This is a genomic window from Paenibacillus sp. FSL R5-0527, from assembly GCF_038008055.1.
GTDB classification, from domain to species: Bacteria; Bacillota; Bacilli; order Paenibacillales; family Paenibacillaceae; genus Fontibacillus; species Fontibacillus macerans.
On sequence record NZ_JBBOYI010000001.1, the window covers coordinates 2,798,957 to 2,824,567 of the forward strand.

A 25,611-nucleotide genomic window follows, 5' to 3' on the forward strand; every position below is an offset into this window, starting at 1 on the left:
GAGAATAAACTCCATGTGGCTTCTTTTTTCGTTCAGTAACACCGCTTTTTTCGCACACCATTCACCGCTTTTTCAAGGGGGGAGAGAACGAAGCCAAGCATATTCAGAAAATCAGATTATAGCCCTAATTGAGTTAGGCTGGAAGTCATAGAATATGCAGATCAAACCAAAGCATATCCGTTATATAATGGCCATGGGGATTTAATAGAGCTGAGAGATTCAGCAGGGACGTTACTGAACCAGTATCAATATGATATATGGGGAAATATCATTTCAGAACAGGAGAAAGTCCATAATCCATTCCGTTATTCCAGTGAGCTGTGGGATGATGAGGTGGAGTTACAATACCTGAGAGCCCGCTGGTATGATCCTTCGGTCGGTCGATTTATTAATGAGGATTCGTATGAAGGGGAACTGACGAATCTGTTGAGTTTAAATCTTTATACGTATGTAGAGAACAACCCGTTGATGAAAGTTGACCCATCTGGTCACGATGCAATTGTACTAACGAACCCCGATTTAGCTTTCAGATTGGGGCATATTTCAGCTTTAATAGAGAACTCAGATAGTCAATGGTACTATTTTTATTGGGGAGATAAGAATGTTCAAACTGTTCTTGTGGACGATGCAAATGCGTTAACTTCAATAGATAAATTGAATGAGTGGGGACAAAATAAAGGTTTGGCGGGTTTTGGTAAAGTTGGGGATGGAGGATATGCTTCTTCAACTTATATTATGGGGGATTTTAATTCGAGTGTAGATAAAGCCTTAAGCCTTGCTAAAGACCACCCGCTTAGGGGGAAAAACAAAGATTATGCACTTATTGGTTCAAGTTGTTTGGATATCACAACGCAGGTACTATCACTTGGAACTTTGTACAATGGTACAAGTGCGGCCAAATTTTTTAATGGAATATGGAGTGATGAAACGACAGGTGACCAAATTCCCAATAATGCGGCAAAAGAAATTAGAAACATATTTTATAATAATGCTTATACAATCAAGGATTACAGAAAACAATTGTTACAGAAATACTCTTGGTATGAAAATATGGGATGGTTAAAGAGTAAAATTCATTTTGCTAATTTCAACATGTATAGAATTGATTTATTGTTAGGCAGAAATCCCGAATAGAGGCGAAGCGAAATTCTTAAAAAAAGTATCTTACTAGTATTAGTCGTTGTAATCATTTTTTTAGCCATAGCCGTCACAATGGGAAATCCCCTAGAAAGAATCAAATTCAGAAAAGAAGTTGAGGCTTATTTGATAGAAACGTATAATAACATGAATTGGAAAATCAAATCGGTTGATTATTCATTTAAGGAGGGAGACTTTTCGGCAACAGTTCTGGCTGATTCAGGAATCGTATTTTTAGTATATGAAAACAATTATAGAAAACTTGATGACAACTACATTTCTGCCGTTTGGATGAACGAAATAGAACTAAATACTACAGAAAAAGCGGAAGAAGTTGTCGAATCAAAAGTTGATGTAATTGTAGACATTTTTATTAATGGAAAACAGATAATTGATAACGTTGATAATATTCCTAGTTATGCAAGTGTAAGCAGACAAGTAGCATCAAATGCAACGATATCTATTACTGCAACATTTTCAGATAATCAAGCATATAGTCAGATTCTGGAGATTATCAAATGGATGAAAATGAAAAAATATTATGCAGAAACTTACTTCGATTCAAAAGATGGTAAGATTTCTATTAGAATACCACCTGATGAATTAGAGAAAATTGAAAGTGAAAACGATATTAAGAGGTTTAGTATTCGATGAATCGTATAACCACATGCGAGTTAACAACTCCATGTGGTTTCTTTTTGTCGTCTCAGGTGTTGCCTCCCCCCCAGTGCGAATACCCTATTATAGATAATCCGCTCTCGAACAAACCTCGAAATTAATAGATACTGCCAAGTTATGCTCTAAATACCGTATCTTCGGCTTATCCTGGATTTTCTAAAAAGTGAATATGCAAATGCAATAATCGCGACATATTTCTACCCCGAGTCGATTGGGAAGGCAAGAAAGATTGCCGCAACTCAAGGGATAACCTATGACTCTCGGGGCAACCGTCTTACCTTGATGACGGACCAAGAATTAAAGACGAAACCAAGAGAATACAGCTATGATGATCAAAATCGTTTAACTAAGGTGAGTGTGAATGGCCAAACCGTCGAATACCGATATAATGGAGACGGTCTGCTGGTTGAAAGAATTCAAGGCGGAGTACAAACCCGTTATTATTATGACAGCAACAGTGAACAAATTATAGCCGAAGCAACCGTAGAAAACGGAAAGCCCCATTTGGTCGCAAATTACACAAGAGGACTGAAGCTGGAAGCTATAGAATATGCAGATCAAACCCAAGCCTATCCGTTATATAATGGACATGGAGATTTAATAGAACTGAGAGATTCGGCAGGGACGTTACTGAACCAGTATCAATATGATATATGGGGAAATATCATTTCCGAACAGGAGAAAGTCCATAATCCATTCCGTTATTCCGGGGAGTTGTGGGATGACGAGGTTGAGTTACAGTACCTGAGAGCCCGCTGGTATGATCCGTCCATAGGGAGATTTATAAATGAGGATTCGTATGAGGGGCAGATTGACAATCCGTTAACTCTTAACCTGTACACGTACACCGCCAACAATCCATTGCGTTACACTGACCCGTCAGGTCATTGTTTTACTGAATGGTTAGGGAAAAGCTATTGTAAGAAAGCGTGGAACGCAACAAAGGATTTTGCTGTCGACACTTATAATAAAGCAATTAACGCGGATTGGTCAGAGATTGCTCTTGGACTTGCACAATTAGTTGGGGGAGCAACAGAGGCATGGGCAGGTGGATCAATAGCTGTCGCAGGCTCGGAAACTGGTGTCTTGATTGCTGTTGGTGGATATATTGCTGTTGATGGAGTAAGCAATGTGTCAGGTGGTGCGTCAAGGATAAAGAACGGGTGAAATGGATCGAAAGCAGGTGATGAATGGAATTTCATGAAAAATTTATAAGGAATTACTTGGTGATGGTTTGGGAAGCGATTTTTATAATGGCACTCAAATAGGAATAGGCTTATTTACTCTTGGTAGTGGGATAAGTAAACTTCCAAGTGAGGTTACGACTGTTTCAAAGTTTGGGTACGGTATAAAACTTGTAAAAGATGGAGCGAAAACGTATACAACAGTTAGTCAAAGCGGGAAAATGGTAACGATTAGTACCTATACTAAAGGCAATGTATTAGTAACTCAAACCGTAATAGATACTGCTAAAATCACTTCCGGTACATTGTTGATTGGTGTAGATGGAGTAAATGTTTATGGTGCTCAGGATTCCATCAAGAAATAAGGGAGGAAATATGCAATTTGTTCTACTATTCAAGACAATTCTTTATTTTAGCATCCCATTAATGCTCTTGTCGTATATTATCAATCGAATTAAGAATATTAAGGTAGTGCTGCTAATTTGGGGCATCTCGGTGGTAGTCACATTAATATGTGGATTATCGTTATTTATTTCTAGTCTTATTAAATAGTTTTCTGATTAAAGCCACAGGCGGATAATGCTTGTGGTTTTTTTCTTTTTGGAGCGGCGACGGCTACTAATGATCCCAAAATGAACTAAGAGTATAAGTGAATTTACTTTTTTTAGCACTACATGAAATATTTTAAAAAACATCGTACGTAAACATGCTTGAAAAAGCATATCTAATTCCTAAAAGTTGTTCATATTATGGCCTTCTAAATTCCTAGATTTCGTCGTATTTAAAGTAGAAAACGGAAATCCCCATTTAGTCGCGAATTACACAAGAGGACTGAAGCTGGAAGCCGTAGAATATGCAGATCAAAACCCAAGCCTATCCGTTATATAATGGACACGGGGATTTATCGAGCTGAGAGATTCGGCAGGGACGTTGTTGAACCAGTATCAATATGATATATGGGAAATATCATTTCTGAACAGGAGAAAGTCCATAATCCATTCCGTTACTCCGGTGAGCTGTGGGATGATGAGGTTGAGTTACAGTACCTGAGAGCCCGCTGGTATGATCCGTCGGTCGGTCGATTTATAAATGAGGATTCGTATGAGGGAAACTTAAAAAATCCATTAAGTTTAAATATGTACACGTATGTAGAGAACAATCCATTAATTTATTCTGACCCTACAGGAAATTGGTGCACAGCAACAGTTAGCGGAAAATATTATTCTCACCCAGGAAAATGTAGCGGCAGTGGAAGCGGACAAGACTACATTCCTGACGAAAACGGAACTAATTTTGGACGAATGGTTTTTGATGCAGGAGTAGCTAAAGGTAAGTGGTATCCAGAAGGTGCCTTTTATATTAAGGGAGACAAGACAGGGATATCGGATGCTGCTATCGGTTGTGCTTATGATAGTCAGTGTTTAGGGTTTGTAGGTGGAGCGGTATCGGAAATTCCTTCTGCTTATAATGGAGTGAAGGCCGGGGTTTCAAAAGGGGCTAATTGGGTTAAAGGGTTGATTGGGGGGGATAAGAGGTCGACAAATGTTAACATCCCCAATGCTGAAAATTTAAAAATGAGTAAAACTGTTCAAAACCATATGAATGATATAATTAAAAAGGGTCCCAACAAAGGAGACTTATCAAGACCATACATTGACTCAAATGGGACAACATTGCTAACTCGAGAAATAATGAATGCAGGAACCCCTGTTAGAGATGCCTCTTTGAAAAATGGACTGAGATGGGATGTTGTAGGAACATTCAGGGGAAGTACTGGAAAATGGCAACTGGTTATAGATCTGGATTCCAATACTATCGTACACTTCAACTTCGTGGCTAAATAATGGAGGGGAGGGTGCTAATGTTTATAGCAAACCTTAATGGTATTAAAAAACAAGGGCAGTTAACTTATGAAAAAAGCGAATATTCATTTGATTTTAGTCCTGCAAAGCCTGCCGATATTACTGTTATGATAAGTTATTTACACTTGGGTATTGATTCTGAGACGATGCTAGCACAGCAAGTCTGGGGTTATAATCCTTATACTGTTTGGGTTCAGAAAGAGTTGAAAGTCCCATCTTACTCCACTGGTGAACTATATCTTGAAGAAACAATCCAAGCGGGTTTTTCAAAAAGTTTAGATGAGACTGAACAATGGCTTACAAGCTATGATGAATCATCAGGTTGGATATGTATCGGTGATAACAATGTATCACTAGATGATATTACAGTTGAGTTTGCTAATAATACTTTGGCGACTCTTAATGAAGGGAAGATAAAGGCAATCTGGCTTAAGCCTCTATTTGTTTGAATAGTGTCAGTAACGTGTTACTACTCATGTCCCCTGTACCCTAAGCAGGGGACTTTTTATGGTTAAAAAAGGAAAACAATCCCTAGCATCGAATTACCTCCACAGGAGACAACGCAAGAGGAGATTTGAAAATGAAGTTTACCTCTGAAGAGGTAATGCAGATCAGTAAGGGTGACACGAAAATCTCCGCCTTTATATTTTAATGTATAAAATGGAAAAGAACGTGCAACTTAGAACTCTTTTATGATAGTCAGTGTGCAGGATTTGTAGGTGGAGCGGTATCAGAAATTTCTCTAAGCATCTACTTTGGATGGCATCAAGGGAAAATGCCAATAATAAACCCTACTACTTAACATTAATTTTACAAAATATAACTATCAAATATTAATAAATGATAAAAGTTGTTGTAGAGGAGGAAAATGTATGAGTTCAAGGGGATATTTACCTAAAGATAAAATGGATTTAGAAGGTGTAGTGCATCTGAAGACTTTAAGTTCTAATGAGTTAATTCCACTAATTCCTGATCTTATCGAATGGCTACAGGACATAAATTGGCCTGTTGCTTCGGAACTCAGTAAATTGTTGATGCCAATGGAGGGTGAGTTAATACCTCACATTAAAGAGATTGTGAATTCAAATGATAGTCTATGGAAATATTGTATACTGTCAAACTTGGTTAGAAACTTTACGACTATGAATAAGGTTCGTTTAAAAGATGAACTTATGAGACTTTCAAATAATCCAAGCAACGAAGATATAGAAGAGGAAATAGATAATTTGGCCAAAGAGATATTAAACAGTATGGATTGAGTTTCGAGTGAAAGTTTATAAAGAGTAGATTCACCTGGTCAATAAAAAAATCACACGGATTTCTAAAAATACTCAACGATATAATATGAAATTATTTACTAAAATTTAAAGCAGGCCTCATAAATTGGCCTGCTTTTCAATTAAAACGGCAATTTTTAATGAAATGGCACTAAAATAGGGGGGTTGTACAATCATATCCGAACGATTTGATATATTTTTGAAGAATATTAACATAGGAAAGCTACTATTGGATTAGAAACGTGTAGCAGGATAGAGATTGAATATCTATCCTGCTACTAAGGAGTGATGAAGTGAAATATTGGATCATAGGACTTGTGGTTTTTACTGCATTGATCTTTACTTATAGCATATTTAATGGAACGCCATGGGGAAAAGAAAACATGAGGAAAGAATCATCAAGATACTTGCAAGATAAGTACGGTGATGAGATGAAAATTGAGTCGATAGAGTATGACTTTGACAATTCATCATATTTCAAGTACAGGTACTATGCGGTAGCCCATTTAAAGAAGAATCCTCAAATTCAGTTTCGAGTAAATAAGTACAATCAGAAGTTATCGGACAATTATTATATGTCCTACTGGGAATATGAAGTTAAAAATGAGATTAAACAGCAATTTCACCAAGTATCAAGCGTATCGTTTCAATTGAGGTCTGATCCATCACAAGATCGATCAGAAATTAACGGAATATATCCGCCTAATTATCATGAAATAAAGAAAGAAATCAAGGGAAAAGATATGCCTGAATTAAGACTATGGATTAGTGTAAATGATGACAAGCAAGAGCAAATTATGAATACAATATTTGAAATCGTTTCATTTCTTAAGGAGAAGGACTACAGATTATCGAATATTAGTTTTATGTTAGATAATCAAACAAATAATGAGTCGTATTATCTGAGTGGTATGGATTTAAAAGAGGTTACTGATCTTAATTCACTGACAAACAAGCTAAAGTAGTTTTTTATTCACCACATGCGAGTGTGACAACTGCATGTGGTCTTGTTTTTTACGAGTCCTGCACCCCGTGCACTATGCACCCGTTCATTTAGTAGGCGGAAGAGAACGAAGCCAAGCAAATACAGCTATTCATGCCAATAAAAAAATGATTCCAATCGAGGAAGCATTGCAAAAGTGCAATAGGAAGCGGCAGCGTACTATAATGGTTTCTAGTGTCCAAGATTTGATGGCCATGTTGACCGCTCACCGTAAACCAGTCAAGGCCACACTTGACTGGTGATTGGATTCCTTTGCTGGGACAGCCACGTGGTGAGCGATGGGGTGCAGGGGACGAGTCTCCTACGTTTCCCTTAGTAAACTATCCTCATAAATGTGTCCGGGGCGGCTCCAAGCCGTTTCGGACTTTTTGTTCATTTATATAGGTGAAACGGATCATTTGTGGGATATTATGCCAACTAAGGAATTGTGAGGCCGGCGGCGGGTTGATAGAATGTATTGAAGTGTTTTTTCCATAAAATATCTAAATGTCCAGGAGTACGGAATGAATAGGACAAACTATGTGCTGTCGCAAGATGAATGGTTTTACCTATGCTTTCTTTCCGGAGCCACTACCTTGTTCGGTTTGGAAAATGTGCTGGATGGCCTTGATTTGCAGGAGGCCCGCCAACGATGGGAGATCGTGTCCGGCCGGCTGAAGAGCAAACATATTTTGACGGAAGAAGATGAGGATCAACTATACATAAAGCGTGATTATGCCGCGATTGCGGAAATTTTGTCGTTCCCGGACCAGGTGTTTGCTTGCTTGGCGGAAAAAAACGGGACAGTCTCCATGGAATTTATCCATTGCCGGGCGGGGATGTTCACGCGCTTAACTGGGGAAGAGACTTGCGAGGTCCAGCTTTGCACCGGGCGGGAAGAAGCGATTGCCATGCTCTGGGAGCAGTTTTTGCTTAGCGATTGTGAGCAGGAGGCGTCTTACCGTCTACCCGCGACGGAGGTCAATTATGCTCTGGCGCTTGCAGGTGCGGGAGAACAAGGAGCGGCAACGGTTCTTTGGCAAAAGCTTGGGTTAGATCGTCAGACCTCGGAAGACTTAGCGGAAGCCTTTGGGCCACAGTCCGATTGCCGGGTCATTGCGGGGTGCCACTTGGCTTCTGGAGAGGAGGCCGAAGCGCTCTTTACCTGTGCGCGAACAGAAAAAGGAACCTGGATGCTGGGGATGATGCCGGAGCGGGATCAGGTCCTCTTGTTTCGGCGCAAACCGCTTTCCGCCCTTGAACAACTTTTTGCGTTCCCAAGCATGTTGGCGAAGGGAGGGGAACGTCTTGGAACTGAAGGTTGATCCGGCCCGCATTAACGGGCTCGCAGACGAAGTACGCCGGTTGGAGCAACAGTTCGGAGATCAAGTCACAGTTACGCTGAAAAGAGTATCGGAGTTAACCAGTAGAACAAGCTTGGCTTATTCCGAGTCGGGAGTCCGCTCCGCAATATCTGAGGTGGAGCGGCGGATGGAGCGGATTAGGCAGCTGTCCCGGGAGATCGGCGACGAATTGCGCACGAAAGAGAAAACGCTGCGCTGGGCGGCGAACGAGTATACTCGCCAGGAGCAGGAGTCCTTTTTGAAGGCGAAGCAGTTAAAACTTCCGGTTACCTTAAATAAATTTGCCGCGCTCCCCACGACTTCAGGGAATAAAACGACCGTCCTTCCTTCTCCGTTTTCGGCGTTTTCCTTATTCTCCCGGGCGGCGGTTTACCTCCCTATCACGGTGGAGCCGCTTACGAAAGAACTGACCCTGGACCCGGAGCATAAGAGTGATGAAGTGCTCAAACTGCAGGAAAGATTGCACGAGCTGGGATATGAGCTGGAAGCGAACGGTTATTTTGACTCGGCCACGCTGGCAGCAGTTAATCGGTACAAAGAAAAATACGGCCTGGACAATACCGGCGATCGGCAAGGGATCGTGGATGAAAATGTGTGGCGGACTTTGTTCGGGACGTTGAGCGGGCTGCTGACGGTGCAAATGCACGATCAGACCTATTCCGAGCCGTTGAAAATGGCGCAGTTGCGGTTGCAAGAGCTGGGGTTTGAGGTCGAGGCGAACGGCTATTTTGATGAAGCTACCTTACGCGCGTTGGAAGGGTTCCGGGAGGTTTACGAGAAGGATCAAGACGGGCTGGAGGGCGTAATTGGGCCGGTAACCTGGCAGGCGCTGTTTAACATTCCGAAAGTGGAACCTGTTGAGAAGGCCAAGAGCGAGCCGCAATACTATATCACGTCGGTAGATCCGCGAAGCTATTCGCTGGACGATGTGCTAAACCGCGATGATCCGGAAGTTCAGGAGCGGCTGAAGCAGACCTATTGGGCAGATTTGACCAAGGAAGAACAAGACAGGATCTATAACGAGCTGAAAGAGCTTGAGAAAAAAGAAGAAAACGAGATGCGGCAAAAACAAAGCGGCATCGGCAATCCTTTTTTCGCGAACCTAATGGTCGGCGGGTCAAATGCTGTGGTGAACGCAATCAACACGGCCTCGGCAGGATTGCCGGAGCTGCTTGCCGAATGGATTATGGGACCGGAGCCGGAAGGATACGTAAATCCGCTGGATGATCCGTACGGCAAAGGAGTTGGCGAAGCTGCCGGAAATGTAGCCGGGTTCTTTTTGCCCTTTAAATATGTGAAGGCAGTGAAAACACCGGCGGCCCTCTCCAAGCTATCGCCGACGGTGGTCAGATCCATGACGGCGGGAGCGATCTTCGGCACGGCCACCGAAGCATCTGACGCGGTAACCGACTTCAAGAATGACGGCGACCAAAACCTCATAGGCCGCGCCCAAAATATCGCTCTGGATACCGCTATGGCCGGAGCCGGGGACGTGACCTTCACCTATGCGTTTAAGCTCATTTCCGGCGCGCTCAAGAGTACAGCGGGACAAAAGCTGAACGGGTGGCTGAAGCGTTCGGAAGTGGATGAGGTGCCGGCAACGCAAGGAAACTTGGAGACGCCGGTACCTAGTAAGATGGCTGAGGGGACGAGTAATCTTTTCAATACACTGGAGAATTTAGGGTTAAATACACCACAGAATATGGTTCGTGCTAAAAAATTGCAAGCTGTAGGTGTAACAGAAGAGAACATCACTAAAGTGATTCAAAATGAAATGAACTCTTCCACGTTTATTCAAAAGAAAATTTTGAACTTGGATGAATTTAAATATCTTAATGCTGAACAGCGAAGTGCAGTAATTTCAGCAATTAATGATGGTAGAGTTGATATTTCTAAGTGGACGGGTAAAATATCAGGGGAATTGGATGGCTTAACTCGAGAAGAATGGTTGGCAATCGATAAATACATGGGGAACGGAAAGAATGTCTATAGAATTCCCGAAAACGCAAAGGAAAAGGTAGCTGATTTTGTAGTTGATGAAGTTAAGGTGGAATTCAAAGGTTTGCTTACTGATACGCTTGAAAGTATTGAAAGTAAGGCATTTAAATACGCTAGAGAGAGTTTCACACCGTTACCTGCAGGTAAAAACGCAGATTCTTTGGTTTTGGATGTTTCTTCAAATGGTCAGAGTATTACTTTTGAGCAAGCGAGTAATATTGCAAATAAAATTAAGGAGAAATTCCCAAACAAAACTATTGAAATATGGACATCAGATGGGGATGTCATTAAGTAGGAGGATATCATGAGAAAGACATGCAAGTGCGGAGTAACTCTGTCGGATACAATTGTACCTAATAATGTAGTTTTTTGGACTTATAAGGCAACTGAAAAAAAACAACTTATTAAAAATTTTGAAGGAGAATTTACTGATCTAACTCAAATTGCAATTTGGTACTGTGAGGAATGTAAACGATTTTACTATTGGGGTGACGATGGAAAAGTATATACGTATGCACTAAGAAACGAAGAGGTGTTAGACTATCATAATATAGACTGGGAAAAAGATGAGAGTTTGTACTATTCTTTTAATGATTTTGAGGAAGAAGAACTAAGAAGTGAAATGAAGAGAACGGGTGAACTTGCTATTCCAAGGAAAATAAAAATACTAGAAAATAGGAATAAAATTGCGATTAAGTCAAATGGAAATGAAGCTATAAAGCTATATCAGCTAGAAAATGTTGAATAATGTAACAGCAAATTGTAAAGAACGTATTAATGCAATTACAACGGCAGTATCTCTTATGGAGAAAATGGAGAGTATAACAAGAACTAAATGCCGTCGCCGTCACAGTAGGGAGGGAAAATCCATGAATCGTTTTCCATTAGATGAGCCCTGATACGGCGGGAGAATGTCAGGACATGGATTTGATCTTGATGATCTTCCCTCTGCGCGGCTTCTTGCTGTATCTCTTTGTCGGCTGGATGCTCGGCTGCGATGATAGTATGTTTTTAAAACATCATAAATTGGCAGATTCGGAGGGTCATATTGGAGAGAAATTAGAAATTGTGAAAGAAGAATTAATACAACTGAAGCTTACATGGATGAATTTGAGTTGTTCAGAGATTGAAGAGTCAAATATGAACAATTCGTTTTTGACTAATAATGATATGAGTGATTGCTATTTTTTTAGTATATCATTCGAAGAAACGAATCTCTCGGAATGTATACTGAGTAAAATAGTATTTGATTACGCATCCCTAAAACATTCAAATATAAGAATTTGTGTAGGTATAAAAGCGTCTTTTGATGGTACAGACCTTAGCTTTGTTAATATATCTGGATCTGACTTGAGGCGAGCATCATTTCGAAGAGTAAATTTAAGCTACGCAAAGTTTTCTAATGTTGACTTAACAAATGCTCTAATACACGAGAGGCGCAAAACAAAAAACGGCGCTTGACGGCCAGAAAGGCGCAGCTCCCTCAGTCCAGCCGCCATTCTAACGGTTGTCAGCGCTGTTATTTCGGCAAAATGCCGAGGAAATTAATTCTAACGGTTGTGGCAGCGCCTATTTTGGCTTTTTCTGCGGATTCAAGCCTTTTTCGCCTAAATAGGCACGATTACAACCGTTAGAAATTAAAACTCCGTCTTTTCGGCTAATTAGGCGCGATTACAACCGTTAGCGAAAGACCGGGGACCCGGAAATCCGGAGATCCGGAGATCTAGAGACCCGGATACCCAGAGACCCCGAGACCCGAGGGCCGAACCGTCCGCTCCATACGAAAGGATCGGCCAGCTGATCTTGGGTCTTGTGGTCCGGCACCTATTTCGGCACACGGCTTACGCTTCCCTTACAGCATCTTCCGCAGATGTTTTTGCCCGTCGTAGGAGAACAGCGCGCGTTTGTCTTCGACCACGGTTTCCAGGTGGACGGGGCGGCCCCATAAACGGTAGACGTGGGGGAGCGTATGCTCCAAGTATTTCAGGTCGAGCTCGAGGCCTTCATATTGATGTTTGAGCAGCAGTTCGCCGGAGCGGAGGTAGTCGCCGTCCTGGACGACGATGTACGGGGAGCCGCCGTTGACGCGGGTTGCGACCAGTTGATCGCGGATGTGTTCCCACGTTTTGTCGGTGATTTTCCATTCCGGGCCCTGCTTCTCGAAAATGTACAGGTCGAGGTCGCGCACCAGGTCCTTGGTCAAATAGCTGCGCAGGAAGGAGATATCGGAGTCGAGCTCGCGTACTTCGAAAATCTTTTCCCGGCCCTGTCCGGGTTCGCGGCCGAAGCGCTCCTGTTCCTCTTTCGTCGGATTGTCCCAGCGGCGTTCGATATCCTCGAAGATTTTCAGCCCGAGATAATACGGGTTCAGGCTTTGCTGCGAGGGCTGCACGACCGAGGCGTTCAGCTTGGCGAATTCGATCGTTTCGTCGCTGGTCAGGTCGAGCTCGCGGATAATGCGCTGGTGCCAATAGGAGGCCCAGCCTTCGTTCATGATCTTCGTCTCCATCTGCGGCCAGAAGTACAGCATTTCCTCGCGCAGCATGCTCATGATATCCCGCTGCCAGTCCTCCAGCGTTTCCGAGTATTCCTGGATGAACCACACGATGTCCTTCTCCGGCTCGGGGGGGAAAGAGGACTCTTTGGCTTTGGTTTTGGCTGCGGCTGCGGCTTCGCGTTTGTTCGCGAGCACATCAAGTTCCCACAGGTCGTCGTATTCCTTCGGCTTGATCCGCCCCTGCCGCCCTTCTTTGGCCAGCCGCAGCTTCTCTTCCATCTGCCGGCGTTTGTCGTACCGTTTCGGCTTGATCAGCTGCGGGTCGACATGCTCTTGGATGGCCAGCACGTCATCGAGGAAGCTTTCCACCGTACCCGCGCCGTAGATCAGTTCGTAGCGGCTGATCCGCTCGGCGGTGGCGGACATGCTTTCTACCATATCCCGGTTGGTGGCGGAGAAGCGGACGTTGTTTTTGAAAAAATCGCAATGCGCCAGCACATGCGCGACGATCAGCTTGTTTTGGATCAGGGAGTTGCCTTCCAGCAGAAAGGCGTAGCACGGGTTCGAGTTGATGACGAGCTCGTAGATTTTGCTGAGCCCGAAGTCGTATTGCATTTTCATCTTGTTGAACGTTTTGCCGAAGCTCCAGTGCGAAAAGCGGGTAGGCATGCCATAGGCGCCAAACGTATAAATGATGTCGGCGGGACAGATTTCGTAGCGCATCGGATAATAATCAAGGCCAAAGGAGTCGGCGACTTCCATAATTTCCGCGATCGCGTATTCGAGCTGCTCATGTTCGCTTTTCAACTGGCCGCACCCCCTTCGCTCTTGTGGAAAAACCGCTTCAGCGCGCCCCACACCTCGCCTTTTTCCTTGATGACGTAATACATGAACTTCTCCTGCTTGATGTTGCGGTAAGCGGACATCAGGGTGCTGCCGCGGTTGTACTGGTTGACCTCGCCGTAGCCGAACAGATTGCAGCGCTTCATAAGCTCCATGATCAGCTTGATGCAGCGTTCGTTGTCGCTCGTCAGGTTGTCGCCGTCCGAGAAATGGAACGGGTAGATGTTGTAGCTGGACGGGGAGTAGCGGGAATCGATGATTTCCAGCGCTTTTTGGTACACGGACGAGCAGATCGTGCCGCCGCTTTCGCCGCGGGTGAAAAACTCCTCCTCGCTGACTTCTTTGGCCTCCGTATGATGGGCGAGAAACACGATTTCCACCTTTTCATATTGCCGCCGCAAAAAGCGGGTCATCCAGAAGAAAAAACTGCGCGCGCAATATTTTTCGAACGCGCCCATACTGCCCGACGTATCCATCATAGCGATGATGACGGCGTTGGAGTGGGGAATGACGACTTCCTCCCACGTTTTGTAGCGCAGATCGTCGGGCGTGATGCCGTGGATGCCCGGCGTGCCGGCCGTCGCGTTGCGGCGGAGATTTTCCAGGATCGTCCGCTTTTTGTCGATGTTGGACATGAGGCCTTTTTTGCGTATATCGTTGAAACGGTAAGATTCGGTCTCCAATTCGTCTTTGTCTTTTTCCTGAATGAACGGCAGCTCCAGCTCCTCAAACAGCATATCCTCCAGTTCCTCGATGCTGATGTCCGCCTCCACGTAGTCGATCCCCGGCCGATCGCCGGCTTTGCCGCCTTTTCCGTTATCTTTGGGACTGTCCTGGCCAAGCACGTCGCCGACCTCGCTGCTTCCGTCGCCCTGGCCGACATGCTTTTGCTTCTGATAGTTATGGATAAACCGGTATTCCTCCAAATTGCGGAGGGGTACCTTAATGATCTGCTTTCCGTCGGACATAATGATGTTTTCCTCGGTTACGAGATCGGGGAGATTTTGCCGGATGACTTCCCGCACCTTCTCCTGGTGGCGCTGCTGATCCTGATAGCCTTTGCGGTGCAGCGACCAATCCTCTTTGGAGACGACGAAATTGTACCGTTCGGGCGAAGACATGGTGAACACCTCCATATGTGGAATTACGCCAGCGCTGTGAAGTGGATGTAAATAAAGTATATTCACGGGGTGAGGCGATATGTGAGGGGGAGTTGCTATATAAGTAGAACTGTTGGTTATACATGTTGAACTATTGGTATACGCGATGGGGGTTCACAGCATGAAATTGGTAAGCAAGCGTTAATGTAACGGGGCAAAGCGGATTACCGGATCCGGAGTTATGGAATAGTTGCAAAATGTACACTTACATATCCGCAAATGCTGCCACAGCGCTTGATTAAGTATAAAACCTGCAATTACTCCGCTATCTTTCGAAGAAGAGTCAAAAAGACGAGGAAATAGCTGCATGAAATGCAATTAAACGAACGATTGGGCAAATGGTACAGCATCAGGGATTAAGTCGATTTTGCTCTGCGAAAGTTGAGTTAAAAAGGTATATTTCTCAGATTCGGAACAAACGCTAATAAAAAATTCAGGTAGGAAAAGGAAGTGGAGTGAAATGTCGGGGCCCTCTTTGAGACGGGCGGACAGCCACGGTCTGATTCATGAGGCCGCGCTTGAGGAAGCCGGAGAATTGGCGGAATTGGTGGAGCGGAGCTTGCGCCGGGGCGAGCGGGACAAAGCGCTTGACATCGCCTGGATCGCCGTCGAACATTGGGAATCGCGCACGCTCCAGCACGCGCAAAGCGAGGAAGAAGGATTATACCTGGAGGCGGTGGAGCTGAAGCCGCAGCTTCGGGACGTCATAATCGCTTTGACCCGGGATCACAATTTGATGCGGGAACTGGTCGCCGAAATCAAAGCGCGGCTGGAGCGGGGCGAGATGGACGAGCAGGTGCTGCAACGGTTTCAAGCGCTGATTCTGATCGACCAGATACATAACCGGGATGAAGAAGCAATGGTGGAGAAGGAATTGGAGGAGAATCGCCATGGATCCGTTTCCGGCCCCGAAGTTGACGGCCCTGCTGCCGGATAAACCGCTGCGGGCGGTGGTGCCCCGGCTGTACGAGTGCCTGACCTGCGAGCTCCGCCGGCTGAACCTGCATCCTTATGACGTAAAAGCCGGCGGGCAGGCGAGCGGACAAGGAGTTGCCGTTTACGTCCGCTACGGTGAAAGGTTCGACCGGTTGGAAGGCCGTTTTTTTTCCTGGGACATGGTCGAAAATCAAGACAAGCAAATCGGCGGCTTTATGCGCCAGGCGGCGGAACAGGTGAAAAAAACGCTGATCGCGGAGTACTACAAAAAAGCGCGGCTCTAAAGTCTATGGCATGGCACGGGGAATTGCTACCCGCAGGAGGGCCGAATTCGTTTTGACGGAAAGGAAGGGTCGACATGGAAGCACATGAGCTTGACGTTTTGGCAGCGCAGGATCAGGAGGACTTGCTGGCGGTGCTGGACATGCGGTTCGGGGAGATTCCGCGCGCGGCGGTGGAACGGATCGCGGCGATCCGCAAGCCGGACGAGCTGCAGCGGTTGATTCTGGCCGCTTGCAATGCTTGCGCATGGAGCGTATTTGCGGAGGAATTGCAAGCGGGAGAAGGGGCGTTTAAGCTGGCGGGCGAACGGTTTAATCCGGCGCCGCGGATTTGCGGAAGCGAAGGGGGGAACTCATAGGTGGGCGATAAGCAAAACAAGCTGCTCCAGGCGCTGAAACATTTGCGGCGCGGCGAAGTCATCAATGAGGGATGGACGGAGGAAAGCCCAAGGGGACGGGACTGGGAAAGCCTGTACCGCGGCCGCTGGCAGCACGACAAAGTCGTTCGCTCCACGCATGGGGTGAACTGCACCGGTTCCTGCAGCTGGAATGTGTTCGTGAAGGACGGCATCATCACGTGGGAGACGCAGCAGACGGATTATCCGACGACAGGCGCCGATTTTCCGGAATACGAGCCGCGCGGCTGCCCGCGGGGAGCCAGCTTCTCCTGGTACACCTACAGCCCCCTGCGCGTGAAGTACCCGTATATTCGCGGGGAGCTCTACGAAATGTGGCGGGAGGAAATGGCCGCCGTAAAAGACCCCGTTGCAGCCTGGGAGAACATCGTCGGCGATCCGGAAAAAAGAGCGCGCTACGTCAAAGCCCGGGGGAAAGGCGGATTCGTACGCGGCGATTGGGACGTGGCCTGCCAGATGATCGCCGCGGCCACGATCCATACGATCAAGCGGTACGGGCCCGACCGCGTCGTAGGGTTCAGTCCGATTCCGGCCATGTCCATGGTCAGCTACTCGGCGGGAACCCGGTTTCTGTCGCTGATCGGCGGGACGATCCTGAGCTTTTACGACTGGTATGCCGATCTTCCGCCCGCTTCGCCGCAGGTATGGGGCGATCAAACCGATGTGCCGGAGAGCGGAGACTGGTACAATACGAAATATTTTATCATCTGGGGGACGAACATTCCGCAAACCCGCTCGCCGGACGCCCATTTTATGGTCGAGGCGCGTTACAACGGCACCAAGGTGGTCGGCGTGAGCCCCGATTATTCCGAATACGAGAAATTCGCCGATATTTGGCTGCCGGCCCGGGCCGGCACGGACGCGGCGATGGCGATGGCGATGACGCACGTCATTCTCAAAGAGTTTTATGTGGATCGGGAGATCCCCTATTTCATTAATTATGTGAAAAAATTCACAGATCTTCCTTTTCTCGTCATCGTGAAGGAGGAGCACGGCATGATCCGTTCGGACCGCTTCCTGCGGGCGGCTGACTTGGGCGATGCGCAGGAGCTTGCCGAATGGAAAACCGTTGTCTGGGACACAGCGTCGGGGAAACCGGAGGCACCGAACGGGAGCGAAGGGTTCCGCTGGGATCAAAGCAGCCGCTGGAACCTTGATCTGAACAAGCCGGACGGAACTTCAATCGACCCGCAGCTGACATTTATCCAGGATGCCGACGAAGTCGCGCAGGTGGATTTCCCGTATTTCGCGGAAAAAGCGGGCGAAACGGTGCGGCGCGGTGTCCCGGTCAAAAACTTGCAAAGCCCGTCGGGCGAGACGTTTAAGGTGGCGACGGTGTATGATCTGATGATGGCCCACGCCGGCGTTCCGCGCGGCCTGCCTGGCGATTATCCGGCCGATTACGACGATATGAAGCCTTATACGCCGGCCTGGCAGGAGGCGATCACTGGGGTCAAAAAGTCGCACTGCATCCAGGTGGCCCGCGAGTTTGCCGATAATGCGGCCAAAACGGGCGGCCGTTCGATGATCGCCATGGGCGGGGGGACCAATCACTGGTATCACAGCGATCAGATTTACCGCTCGATCCTGAACCTGGTGATGCTGACCGGGGCGCAGGGCGTAAACGGAGGCGGCTGGGCCCACTACGTCGGTCAGGAAAAAGTGCGCCCGCTGGAAGGCTGGCAGCAGATCGCCTTTGCCGGCGACTGGATCCGGCCGCCGCGGCTGCAGAACGGCACGTCGTATTTTTACTTTGTGACGGAGCAGTTCCGCTACGAGGTGCGCGCGAATGAAGAGCAGGATACGCCTTGGGGCGGGCGGTACGGCAAAATGCATCCGGCCGACGTCAATGCGCTGGCCGTGCGGCTTGGCTGGCTGCCATCGTTCCCGCAATTCACCCAGAATTCCATCGACCTGGCGCGGCAAATGCGCGAAAAGGGGCTGACGGACGATCAGGAGGCCGTGCGGGAAATCGCCAGGATGGCGGCGGAAGGCGAACTCGACTGGGTGATCGAGCATCCGAACGACCCCCGCAACTTTCCGCGGGTGTTCTTCAACTGGCGCTCGAATCTGCTGGGGGACAGCGGCAAAGGGCATGAATATTTCGCCAAACATTTGATCGGGGCCGACAATCAGGTGCTAACCGACCCGAGCCACTCTTGGCGGCCGGAGGTCGTGCACACCGACGACGTGCCGCCGGAAGGCAAAACGGATCTGTTCGTCAGCATCGATTTTCGCATGACCAGCTCGGGGCTGTTTTCGGACATCGTGCTGCCGGCGGCGACCTGGTACGAAAAACACGATTTGAGCAGCACGGACATGCATCCGTTCATCCATCCGTTTAATCCGGCAATTTCGCCGCCATGGCAAAGCAAAAGCGACTGGGACGCGTTCCGGGAGATCGCCAAGACGTTTTCCGATCTGGCGGAGAAGCATCTCCCCGCCTGCGAAGACGTGATGATGACTCCGCTCGGCCATGACAGCCCGGACGAAGTGGCCCAGGTGCACGGGAGGATCAAGGATTGGCGCAAAGGGGAAACCGCGGCGGTTCCCGGTAAAAGCATGCCGCATTTTCTCATCGTGCCGCGCGATTACAAGGACGTTTACGGCAAGATGATTACGATCGGGCCCAACATCCGCAAAGGGTACGGCTCGAAGGCGGTGAAAATCCCGGGCGAGCGGGTTTACGAACAATTGCTGGCCCGGCTTGGCGCCTCGAAGCGTGAAGGCATCGGCAAAGGCCAGCCGGATTTGTATGACGACCGCCAGGTGATCGAAGCGATCCTGCTGATGTCGGGGGCGACGAACGGGGAGCGCGCTGTGGAAGGGTGGCGCGACATGGAGCAGAAGACCGGCAAAAAACTCGTGGAGATCGCCCTGCCGCGCGCGGAGGAAGCCTTTACGCTGCTCGATATCACGGCCCAACCCCGCCAGGCCATTTCCGCGCCCGTCTGGAGCGGACTGGAGAAGGACAACCGCCGCTATTCGCCATTTACGCTGAACACCGAATACAGTATCCCTTGGCGGACACTCACCGGGCGGCAGAGCTTTTATCTGGACCATGAAATGATCCTCGATTTCGGGGAGGCTTTGCCGCTGTATTTGCCGCCGCTAAGGCACGTTCCTTTTCTTAAAGGGGAACAAGGCGTGCCGGAGAACGGGAAATCGCTGACGCTCCGTTACCTGACCCCGCATCAGAAGTGGGGCATCCATACGATGTTCACCGACACCAACCAGATGACGACCCTGTTCCGCGGCTGGCAGGTCGTCTGGCTGAATGAGAAGGACGGGGCTTCCATCGGGATCAAGGACAACGACTGGATCGAGGTATACAACCGCAACGGCGTCGTGGCCGCCCGGGCCGTGCTGACATACCGGATTCCGGAAGGCATCGCCTACATGTATCATGCCCAGGACCGCACGCTGGGCGTACCCGGGACGTCGATCACCAAGCAGCGCGGCGGTACGCATAACAGCGTGACGCGGATTACGCTCAAGCCGACCCACATGATCGGGGGCTACGCTCAGTTAAGCTACGGGTTCAACTATTACGGTCCGACGGGAAACCAGCGGGATACGCTGACCATCATCCGCCCGCTGAAGGAGGTAGATTGGCTTGAGGATTAAAACGCAGGTCGCGATGGTGATGAATCTGGACAAATGCATCGGCTGCCACACCTGCTCGGTCACCTGCAAAAATACCTGGACCAACCGCCCCGGCACGGAGTACATGTGGTACAACAACGTGGAGACGCGGCCGGGCCCGGGTTATCCGAAGGAATGGGAGGAGACGGGCAAATACAAGGGCGGGTGGGTGCTGCGCGGCGGTAAGCTGGCGCTGCGTGCCGGAGGCCCGATCACCAAGCTGGCGAACATTTTTTACAACCCGAACATGGCCGATTTGGACGACTTCTATGAACCTTGGACCTATGATTACGACAACCTGCTGCACAGCCCAAAGAGCAAGCATCTCCCGGTCGGGCGGCCGGTGTCGCTGATTACGGGCGAGTATATGGACAAGCCTGTATGGGGGCCGAACTGGGACGATGATTTGGCCGGCGGCAGCGAAATCGTCCCGCTCGATCCCAACGTCAAAAAGCTGCAGGAGCATATCGCCCTGGAATATGAAAAAACGTTCATGATGTACCTGCCGCGAATCTGCGAGCATTGCCTCAATCCCTCCTGCGTCGCTTCGTGCCCGTCCGGCGCGCTGTACAAACGCGACGAGGACGGGATCGTGCTGGTTGACCAGGAGGCTTGCCGGGGGTGGCGGTTCTGCATGAACGGCTGCCCGTACCATAAGGTTTATTACAACTGGAACACCCATAAGGCGGAAAAATGCAATTTTTGTTACCCGCGTACGGAGGCCGGGCTGGCGACGATCTGTTCCGAGACGTGCGTGGGCCGGATTCGCTATATCGGCGTCGTCATGTACGATGCCGACCGGGTGAAAGCCGCCGCTTCGGCAGAGGATCCGCAGGAGTTGTACGAATCGCAGCTCGGCGTTTTCCTGGATCCGTTTGATCCGGAGGTCATCAAGGAAGCGAGAAGAACGGGGATCACGGATGCTTGGATCGATGCGGCCCAGCGTTCTCCGGTTTACAAACTGGCGATGAAATGGAAGGTGGCGCTGCCGCTGCATCCGGAATACCGCACCTTGCCGATGGTTTGGTACGTACCGCCGCTCAGCCCGATCATGAACCATATCGAGGAGGACGAGCTGCAGACGGACATGTACATCCCGGCGGTCGATCAGATGCGGATTCCGCTGGAATATTTGGCTTCCCTGCTGACGGCGGGAGACACGAAAGTGATCCGGCGGGTGCTGCTGAAGATGACGGCGATGCGCGTGCGGGAACGTGCGGTCGGCGGCTTGGACGAGCTGAAGCGCAGCAAGCTGCTTGGGGAGGCGGAAACCAGCGTGGAGGAAATCGAAGAGATGGCCCGTTTGTTTGCCGTAGCCAAGCACAACGAACGTTTCGTCATCCCTACAGGCCGGCGGGAAATGATCGGCGAAGCCGGACTGCATTACCGTCAGGGAGCTTGCAGTCTGGAGGGCATCACGCCGGAGGAAGGATTTTTGTCGCAATGGGTTGCCAAAGAAGACAGGTAGAGTAAGGAGGTTGGCGATGGAAGACAAGCAAATCAGTTTGATATTTGCGGCCAGACTGCTGGGATATCCGGAGGACGATTTTCCGGAAACCGCGCGGAGCATGCTGGAAGCGGTACGGGAAGCCGGAAGCCCGCTATTGGCTGAACGTCTTCAGGAGACAAGCCGCCCGCTGTTATCCTGCCCGCTGAAGGAGCTAAGGGAGCAGTATGTTTGGGCCTTTGACTGGAAGGAAAAAACCGGACTGTATCTCACCGCGCATGAGCTTGGGGACAGCCGGGAGCGCGGCGCGGCGCTGATTCTCCTGCAGCAAATCATCAAGGACGCCGGTTTTGCCGCCGCTGAAGGCGAACTGGCCGATTATATGCCGCTCTTGTTCGAGCTGCTGGCCGTGCGTCCGGACCATGTCCAAGTCCGGGGTTTGGAGCTTCGGCTCGCCGTCGCCACGAAGCGGATCTGCGAGCATTTGGCGGAGGACAACCCTTACCGGGAACTGCTCCGCCATCTCGTGGCGGACGTTTTTGGCGAACCCTCGGAGGAAGATGTCCGCCGGCTTACGGAGAAGCGGGAGCAGGCCGACCAAGGCGAGCTTCCTTACCCGATTCTGTACGGGATGGACGATAGCCGCCCGAACGGGAGCGGATTTATCGTTTTTCCAAAGATGCAACTGAATGAATGGGGGTAGCTTCATGACCGGATTGTTCTGGTGGGTCGTTTATCCGTACATCGCCTTGGTGGTGATGATCGGCGGATTGTTATACCGGTTTGCCTTCCGCCAAGTGAGCTGGACCGCTCCTTCGACGGAAATGTTTGAGAAAAAATGGCTGCGGCTCGGTTCCACGATTTTCCATTACGGCATCATCTTCGCCTTTGTCGGCCATGTGATGGGGGTGTTGATTCCGCGAAGGGTATACCATGCCATGGGCGTGAGCGATGAAACGTACCACATCTTTGCGATTGCCGGAGGCGGGCTGGCGGGAATCATGGTGGTGCTGGGGCTGATTATTTTGCTGATTCGCAAAATCACGAACCGGCGCGTGCGCGCCCACGCCGGATTTGCCGATTATTTTACGGTGATCCTGCTGCTGATCGTCGCCGCCAACGGGACCTTTATGACGCTCGTATACAACACGACGGTGGCCGCTTACGAATACCGCACTACCATAGGTCCATGGTTTCGCAGTTTGCTGGCGCTTCGGCCGGATTATCACCTGATGGACACCGTTCCGCTCCTCTTCCGGCTGCACGTCCTGTCGGCGTTCCTGTTGTTCGCCGCGATCCCGTTTACGAAGCTCGTGCATATGTTTTCGCTGCCGGTCCGCTATCCGGCCCGGGCGCCGCAGCAATACCGCTCGCGGGTCAGCTACAAACGCGGCAAGCCGCAAACTTAGGCGTTAAACCAATAGAGTCATGTCCCAGCCGCCTCGCGGCAGTTAAAAGGACATGACTCTATCTATACGTCAGCTTGTCTTTTTCGTATACAGGATGCCGATCGTTTTGGCGCCGCAATGACTGGAAATGACGCAGCCGGCATTGGAGACGGCAACGGTCTTGGCCCCCGTTCTGGCCTCAAGCTCTTGCTTCAGCTTGGCCGCGTCCTCATCCGCCAGGGAATGGGTGACAAAAATAATGTCGTTATCCATATCGTTCAAGCGGCTAAGCGCGTTGTTCAGCAGCTGGTCGAGCGCTTTTTCCCGGCTGCCGCGGATTTTGTAGGCCGGGGTCATTTTGCCGTCCGCCACTTTGATGACCGGGCGGATTTTGAGCAGGCTTCCGATCAGGTTTTGCATGCCGGAGCAGCGCCCGCCTTTGTACAGGTACTCCAGCGTATCGATGACAAACTCCGTTTCGACCTGGGGCCGAACCGCGGTGAGCAGGTCGATGATTTCGCTGACGCTTTTGCCTTCCGCCGCGGCCTGCACCGCCTTCATCACCTGAAGGCCGATGCCGGTCGATAAATTAAGCGAGTCGAAGACGGTGACCGTCCCTTCCGGGAACTCTTCCGCCGCAATCAGGGCGTTTTGGTATGTAGAGGACAGCTCCGAAGACAAGCTGATGCATAGAATTTGCTGCCCTTGCCGGGCATATGGGGAGAAAGCCTGAATGAAATCGGCCGGCGACGGCGCCGCCGTCTTCGGCAGCTTGCCGGTCTCGCTGACTTTGCGGTAAAGATCGGGCACGCTTAAATCGACGCCATCCTTGTACGTTTGGTCGGAAAAAGTGACGTACAGGGGAACGATGCCAATTTCGTGCCGCTGAATCCAATCCGCCGGCAAATCGCAGGTGCTGTCCGCGAAAATTTTGATCGATGCCATAGTGATCCTCCTAAAAGTTGTGGCCTTTCTGCAACAGCCCGGCCTAGGCGGCCGATTATTGTCTCGTGTACATAATGGCAACGGTTCCGGGCCCGCAGTGGCTGGAAATGACGCAGCCCGCTTCGGCCACGGCGACCTCCCGCGCTCCCGTCTGCTCCCGCAAAATCGCGGCCAAACGCAGCGCCTCTTCTTCGGCCAGCGTGTGGGCGACGATGATCAGATCGTTGTCCATGTTGTCCCGGTCGGCCAAAGCGTTGTCCAGCATCTGCTGAACCGCCTTCTCCTTGCGGCCGCGGACCTTGTAGGCCGGGATGATGTTCCCGTCCACCAGCTTGAGCACGGGCCGGATCTGGAGCAGGCTGCCGATAAAGTTCTGCATGCCGGAGCAGCGTCCGCCTTTATACAAATATTCCAGCGTGTCAATGACGAATTGCGTTTCCACCCGCAGCCGGATAGCGCTGACCAGCGCGGCGATTTCGCCGGCGGTGCGGCCCTCCGCGGCGGCTTTGACCGCTTTCATGACCAACAGGCCGATGCCGCTGCATAAAGTAAGGGAATCCACAACGTGAATCCGCCCTTCCGGGAACTCCGCGGCGGCGATCAGCGCATTTTGATAGGTCGATGAGAGTTTGGATGAAAGACTGATATAAACGATGTCCTGCCCGCGTTCGATATGGGGGCCGAAGGCGTCCATAAAATCTTTGGGCGACGGAGCGGTTGTTTTCGGCAAACTCCCGGCAGCCTCGACCCTCCGGTAAATATCGACCGGCGTGATATCCACCCCGTCCTGGAACGTCTCGCCGCCAAACACGACATATAAAGGAATAATTCCGATATCATAGCGGGGAATCCATTCTGCGGGCAGGTCCGAGGTACTGTCTGCGAAAATTTTCACGTTTGCCATAAGCATCTCCTTACATAGTTCGGTTATTCTATTTTAGCAAAAAGCGAAAGACAAGGGAAAGGCATCGGTCATAGGCTTTATTTCCGCTTGCTGTAGATATCGGACGGATGGTTGAGGTAGAATGAACATGAATGAATTTTGGCGAAATGGACAAACAAGGGGAGGCGGAAAAAATGCGGCGCACCTATGCCGGAATCGGCGCGGTCATCATGCTACTCGCCGTTGCGCTTGGCGCATTCGGAGCGCATATGTTGAAGGCGAAAATCGGCGAAACGGCCATCGCCACCTATGAGACCGGAGTGCATTATCAGATGATTCACGGAGTTGCCATCCTGCTGACGGCGTTGTTTGCCGGGCAATGGGGGGAATCCGGACGGCTTCGCTGGGCGGGCCGGCTGTTTCTGCTCGGCGTCATCCTGTTCTCCGGCAGCCTGTACGGATTGGCGGCACTCCATTGGACCTGGCTCGGGCCGGTTACGCCGCTGGGCGGCGTTTCTTTTATCGCCGGTTGGCTGCTGCTTGCGCTGGAGGCTTGGAACAGGAAGGCCTGACAGACTCGGCAACAACGGAAAAGACGGCTGAAGGGCTCCGCGGCGGAGCGGATTCAGCCGTCTTTTATGAAAATTTATAACTCGACTTTTGGTGCGACCAGAACGAAATCCCGTGA

The 25,611-nt window shown here is 49.6% G+C and carries 22 protein-coding genes and 2 pseudogenes; 20 read left to right on the forward strand and 4 right to left on the reverse strand.

Going from position 1 to position 25,611, the window contains the following annotated elements; genetic code table 11:
* Positions 1 to 144: 144 nt before the first annotated feature.
* The 12 genes and pseudogenes from NYE69_RS12255 to NYE69_RS12310 form a co-directional block, all read left to right on the forward strand.
* Positions 145 to 1,134: pseudogene (locus NYE69_RS12255) on the forward strand (RHS repeat-associated core domain-containing protein); the annotation flags it as partial.
* Positions 1,135 to 1,161: 27 nt separating this feature from the next.
* Complete coding sequence (locus NYE69_RS12260; protein ID WP_445744830.1) at positions 1,162 to 1,791, forward strand: YfjL-like protein; 630 nt, start codon at positions 1,162 to 1,164, stop codon at positions 1,789 to 1,791.
* A gap of 306 nt (positions 1,792 to 2,097) precedes the next feature.
* Complete coding sequence (locus NYE69_RS12265) at positions 2,098 to 2,982, forward strand: RHS repeat-associated core domain-containing protein (RefSeq protein WP_328270531.1); 885 nt, start codon at positions 2,098 to 2,100, stop codon at positions 2,980 to 2,982.
* A gap of 67 nt (positions 2,983 to 3,049) precedes the next feature.
* Complete coding sequence (locus tag NYE69_RS12270; RefSeq protein WP_328270520.1) at positions 3,050 to 3,364, forward strand: hypothetical protein; 315 nt, start codon at positions 3,050 to 3,052, stop codon at positions 3,362 to 3,364.
* Positions 3,365 to 3,785: 421 nt separating this feature from the next.
* Positions 3,786 to 4,189 (forward strand): annotated as a pseudogene (locus NYE69_RS33690) (RHS repeat-associated core domain-containing protein); the annotation flags it as partial.
* A 671-nt stretch (positions 4,190 to 4,860) separates the two neighbouring features.
* Positions 4,861 to 5,310: a hypothetical protein gene (locus NYE69_RS12280; protein WP_328270522.1), complete on the forward strand. Its 450-nt coding sequence runs from the start codon at positions 4,861 to 4,863 to the stop codon at positions 5,308 to 5,310.
* A gap of 423 nt (positions 5,311 to 5,733) precedes the next feature.
* Positions 5,734 to 6,120, forward strand: coding sequence for a DUF5071 domain-containing protein (locus NYE69_RS12285; RefSeq protein ID WP_328270523.1), 387 nt, complete (start codon positions 5,734 to 5,736; stop codon positions 6,118 to 6,120).
* Between the two features lie 311 nt (positions 6,121 to 6,431).
* On the forward strand, positions 6,432 to 7,103 hold the full coding sequence (locus NYE69_RS12290) for a YfjL-like protein (RefSeq protein ID WP_328270524.1): 672 nt from the start codon (positions 6,432 to 6,434) through the stop codon (positions 7,101 to 7,103).
* Positions 7,104 to 7,644: 541 nt separating this feature from the next.
* Complete coding sequence (locus NYE69_RS12295; RefSeq protein WP_340926399.1) at positions 7,645 to 8,445, forward strand: hypothetical protein; 801 nt, start codon at positions 7,645 to 7,647, stop codon at positions 8,443 to 8,445.
* Positions 8,429 to 10,777 (forward strand): peptidoglycan-binding protein, encoded by a 2,349-nt coding sequence (locus NYE69_RS12300; RefSeq protein WP_340926400.1) that lies wholly within the window; start codon positions 8,429 to 8,431, stop codon positions 10,775 to 10,777. The genes NYE69_RS12295 and NYE69_RS12300 overlap by 17 nt, the downstream gene beginning before the upstream one ends.
* 9 nt (positions 10,778 to 10,786) lie before the next feature.
* Positions 10,787 to 11,230, forward strand: coding sequence for a hypothetical protein (locus NYE69_RS12305; protein ID WP_340926401.1), 444 nt, complete (start codon positions 10,787 to 10,789; stop codon positions 11,228 to 11,230).
* 173 nt (positions 11,231 to 11,403) lie between these two features.
* Positions 11,404 to 11,943: a pentapeptide repeat-containing protein gene (locus NYE69_RS12310; RefSeq protein WP_340926403.1), complete on the forward strand. Its 540-nt coding sequence runs from the start codon at positions 11,404 to 11,406 to the stop codon at positions 11,941 to 11,943.
* Between the two features lie 391 nt (positions 11,944 to 12,334).
* Here NYE69_RS12310 and NYE69_RS12315 read toward each other — a convergent pair whose 3' ends face one another.
* Both NYE69_RS12315 and yhbH read right to left on the reverse strand, forming a co-directional pair.
* The gene (locus NYE69_RS12315; protein WP_328271046.1) at positions 12,335 to 13,786 is read right to left on the reverse strand and encodes a SpoVR family protein; all 1,452 of its coding nucleotides are present in this window, start codon (positions 13,784 to 13,786) and stop codon (positions 12,335 to 12,337) included.
* A complete protein-coding gene (gene yhbH, locus NYE69_RS12320) occupies positions 13,783 to 14,943 on the reverse strand; it encodes a sporulation protein YhbH (protein WP_328271047.1) in 1,161 nt (386 codons plus the stop codon). The genes NYE69_RS12315 and yhbH overlap by 4 nt, the downstream gene beginning before the upstream one ends.
* A 499-nt stretch (positions 14,944 to 15,442) precedes the next feature.
* Between yhbH and NYE69_RS12325 the strand changes: the two genes are divergently transcribed.
* The 7 genes from NYE69_RS12325 (at position 15,443) to narI (ending at position 23,116) form a co-directional block, all read left to right on the forward strand.
* Entirely contained in the window at positions 15,443 to 15,919 is a 477-nt protein-coding gene (locus NYE69_RS12325; RefSeq protein WP_340926404.1) for a hypothetical protein, read from the forward strand.
* Positions 15,873 to 16,202 (forward strand): hypothetical protein, encoded by a 330-nt coding sequence (locus NYE69_RS12330; protein ID WP_340926405.1) that lies wholly within the window; start codon positions 15,873 to 15,875, stop codon positions 16,200 to 16,202. The genes NYE69_RS12325 and NYE69_RS12330 overlap by 47 nt, the downstream gene beginning before the upstream one ends.
* 74 nt (positions 16,203 to 16,276) lie before the next feature.
* Positions 16,277 to 16,558: a hypothetical protein gene (locus NYE69_RS12335; protein WP_036624804.1), complete on the forward strand. Its 282-nt coding sequence runs from the start codon at positions 16,277 to 16,279 to the stop codon at positions 16,556 to 16,558.
* Positions 16,559 to 20,242: a nitrate reductase subunit alpha gene (locus tag NYE69_RS12340; RefSeq protein ID WP_340926406.1), complete on the forward strand. Its 3,684-nt coding sequence runs from the start codon at positions 16,559 to 16,561 to the stop codon at positions 20,240 to 20,242.
* On the forward strand, positions 20,232 to 21,728 hold the full coding sequence (gene narH / locus NYE69_RS12345; protein ID WP_340926407.1) for a nitrate reductase subunit beta: 1,497 nt from the start codon (positions 20,232 to 20,234) through the stop codon (positions 21,726 to 21,728). Before NYE69_RS12340 ends, narH begins: the two co-directional genes overlap by 11 nt.
* Positions 21,729 to 21,744: 16 nt before the next feature.
* The gene (gene narJ, locus NYE69_RS12350) at positions 21,745 to 22,410 is read left to right on the forward strand and encodes a nitrate reductase molybdenum cofactor assembly chaperone (RefSeq protein ID WP_328271056.1); all 666 of its coding nucleotides are present in this window, start codon (positions 21,745 to 21,747) and stop codon (positions 22,408 to 22,410) included.
* Between the two features lie 4 nt (positions 22,411 to 22,414).
* Complete coding sequence (gene narI / locus NYE69_RS12355) at positions 22,415 to 23,116, forward strand: respiratory nitrate reductase subunit gamma (RefSeq protein WP_328271057.1); 702 nt, start codon at positions 22,415 to 22,417, stop codon at positions 23,114 to 23,116.
* A 69-nt stretch (positions 23,117 to 23,185) separates the two neighbouring features.
* Here narI and NYE69_RS12360 read toward each other — a convergent pair whose 3' ends face one another.
* Positions 23,186 to 24,040: a DegV family protein gene (locus NYE69_RS12360; RefSeq protein ID WP_328271058.1), complete on the reverse strand. Its 855-nt coding sequence runs from the start codon at positions 24,038 to 24,040 to the stop codon at positions 23,186 to 23,188.
* A gap of 55 nt (positions 24,041 to 24,095) precedes the next feature.
* Positions 24,096 to 24,944 (reverse strand): DegV family protein, encoded by an 849-nt coding sequence (locus NYE69_RS12365; RefSeq protein ID WP_328271059.1) that lies wholly within the window; start codon positions 24,942 to 24,944, stop codon positions 24,096 to 24,098.
* Positions 24,945 to 25,117: 173 nt separating this feature from the next.
* On the opposite strand from NYE69_RS12365, the gene NYE69_RS12370 reads away from it, so the two are divergent.
* Positions 25,118 to 25,495, forward strand: a complete 378-nt coding sequence (locus NYE69_RS12370) for a DUF423 domain-containing protein (protein WP_328271074.1) — start codon at positions 25,118 to 25,120, stop codon at positions 25,493 to 25,495.
* The last annotated feature ends 116 nt before the right edge of the window (positions 25,496 to 25,611 follow it).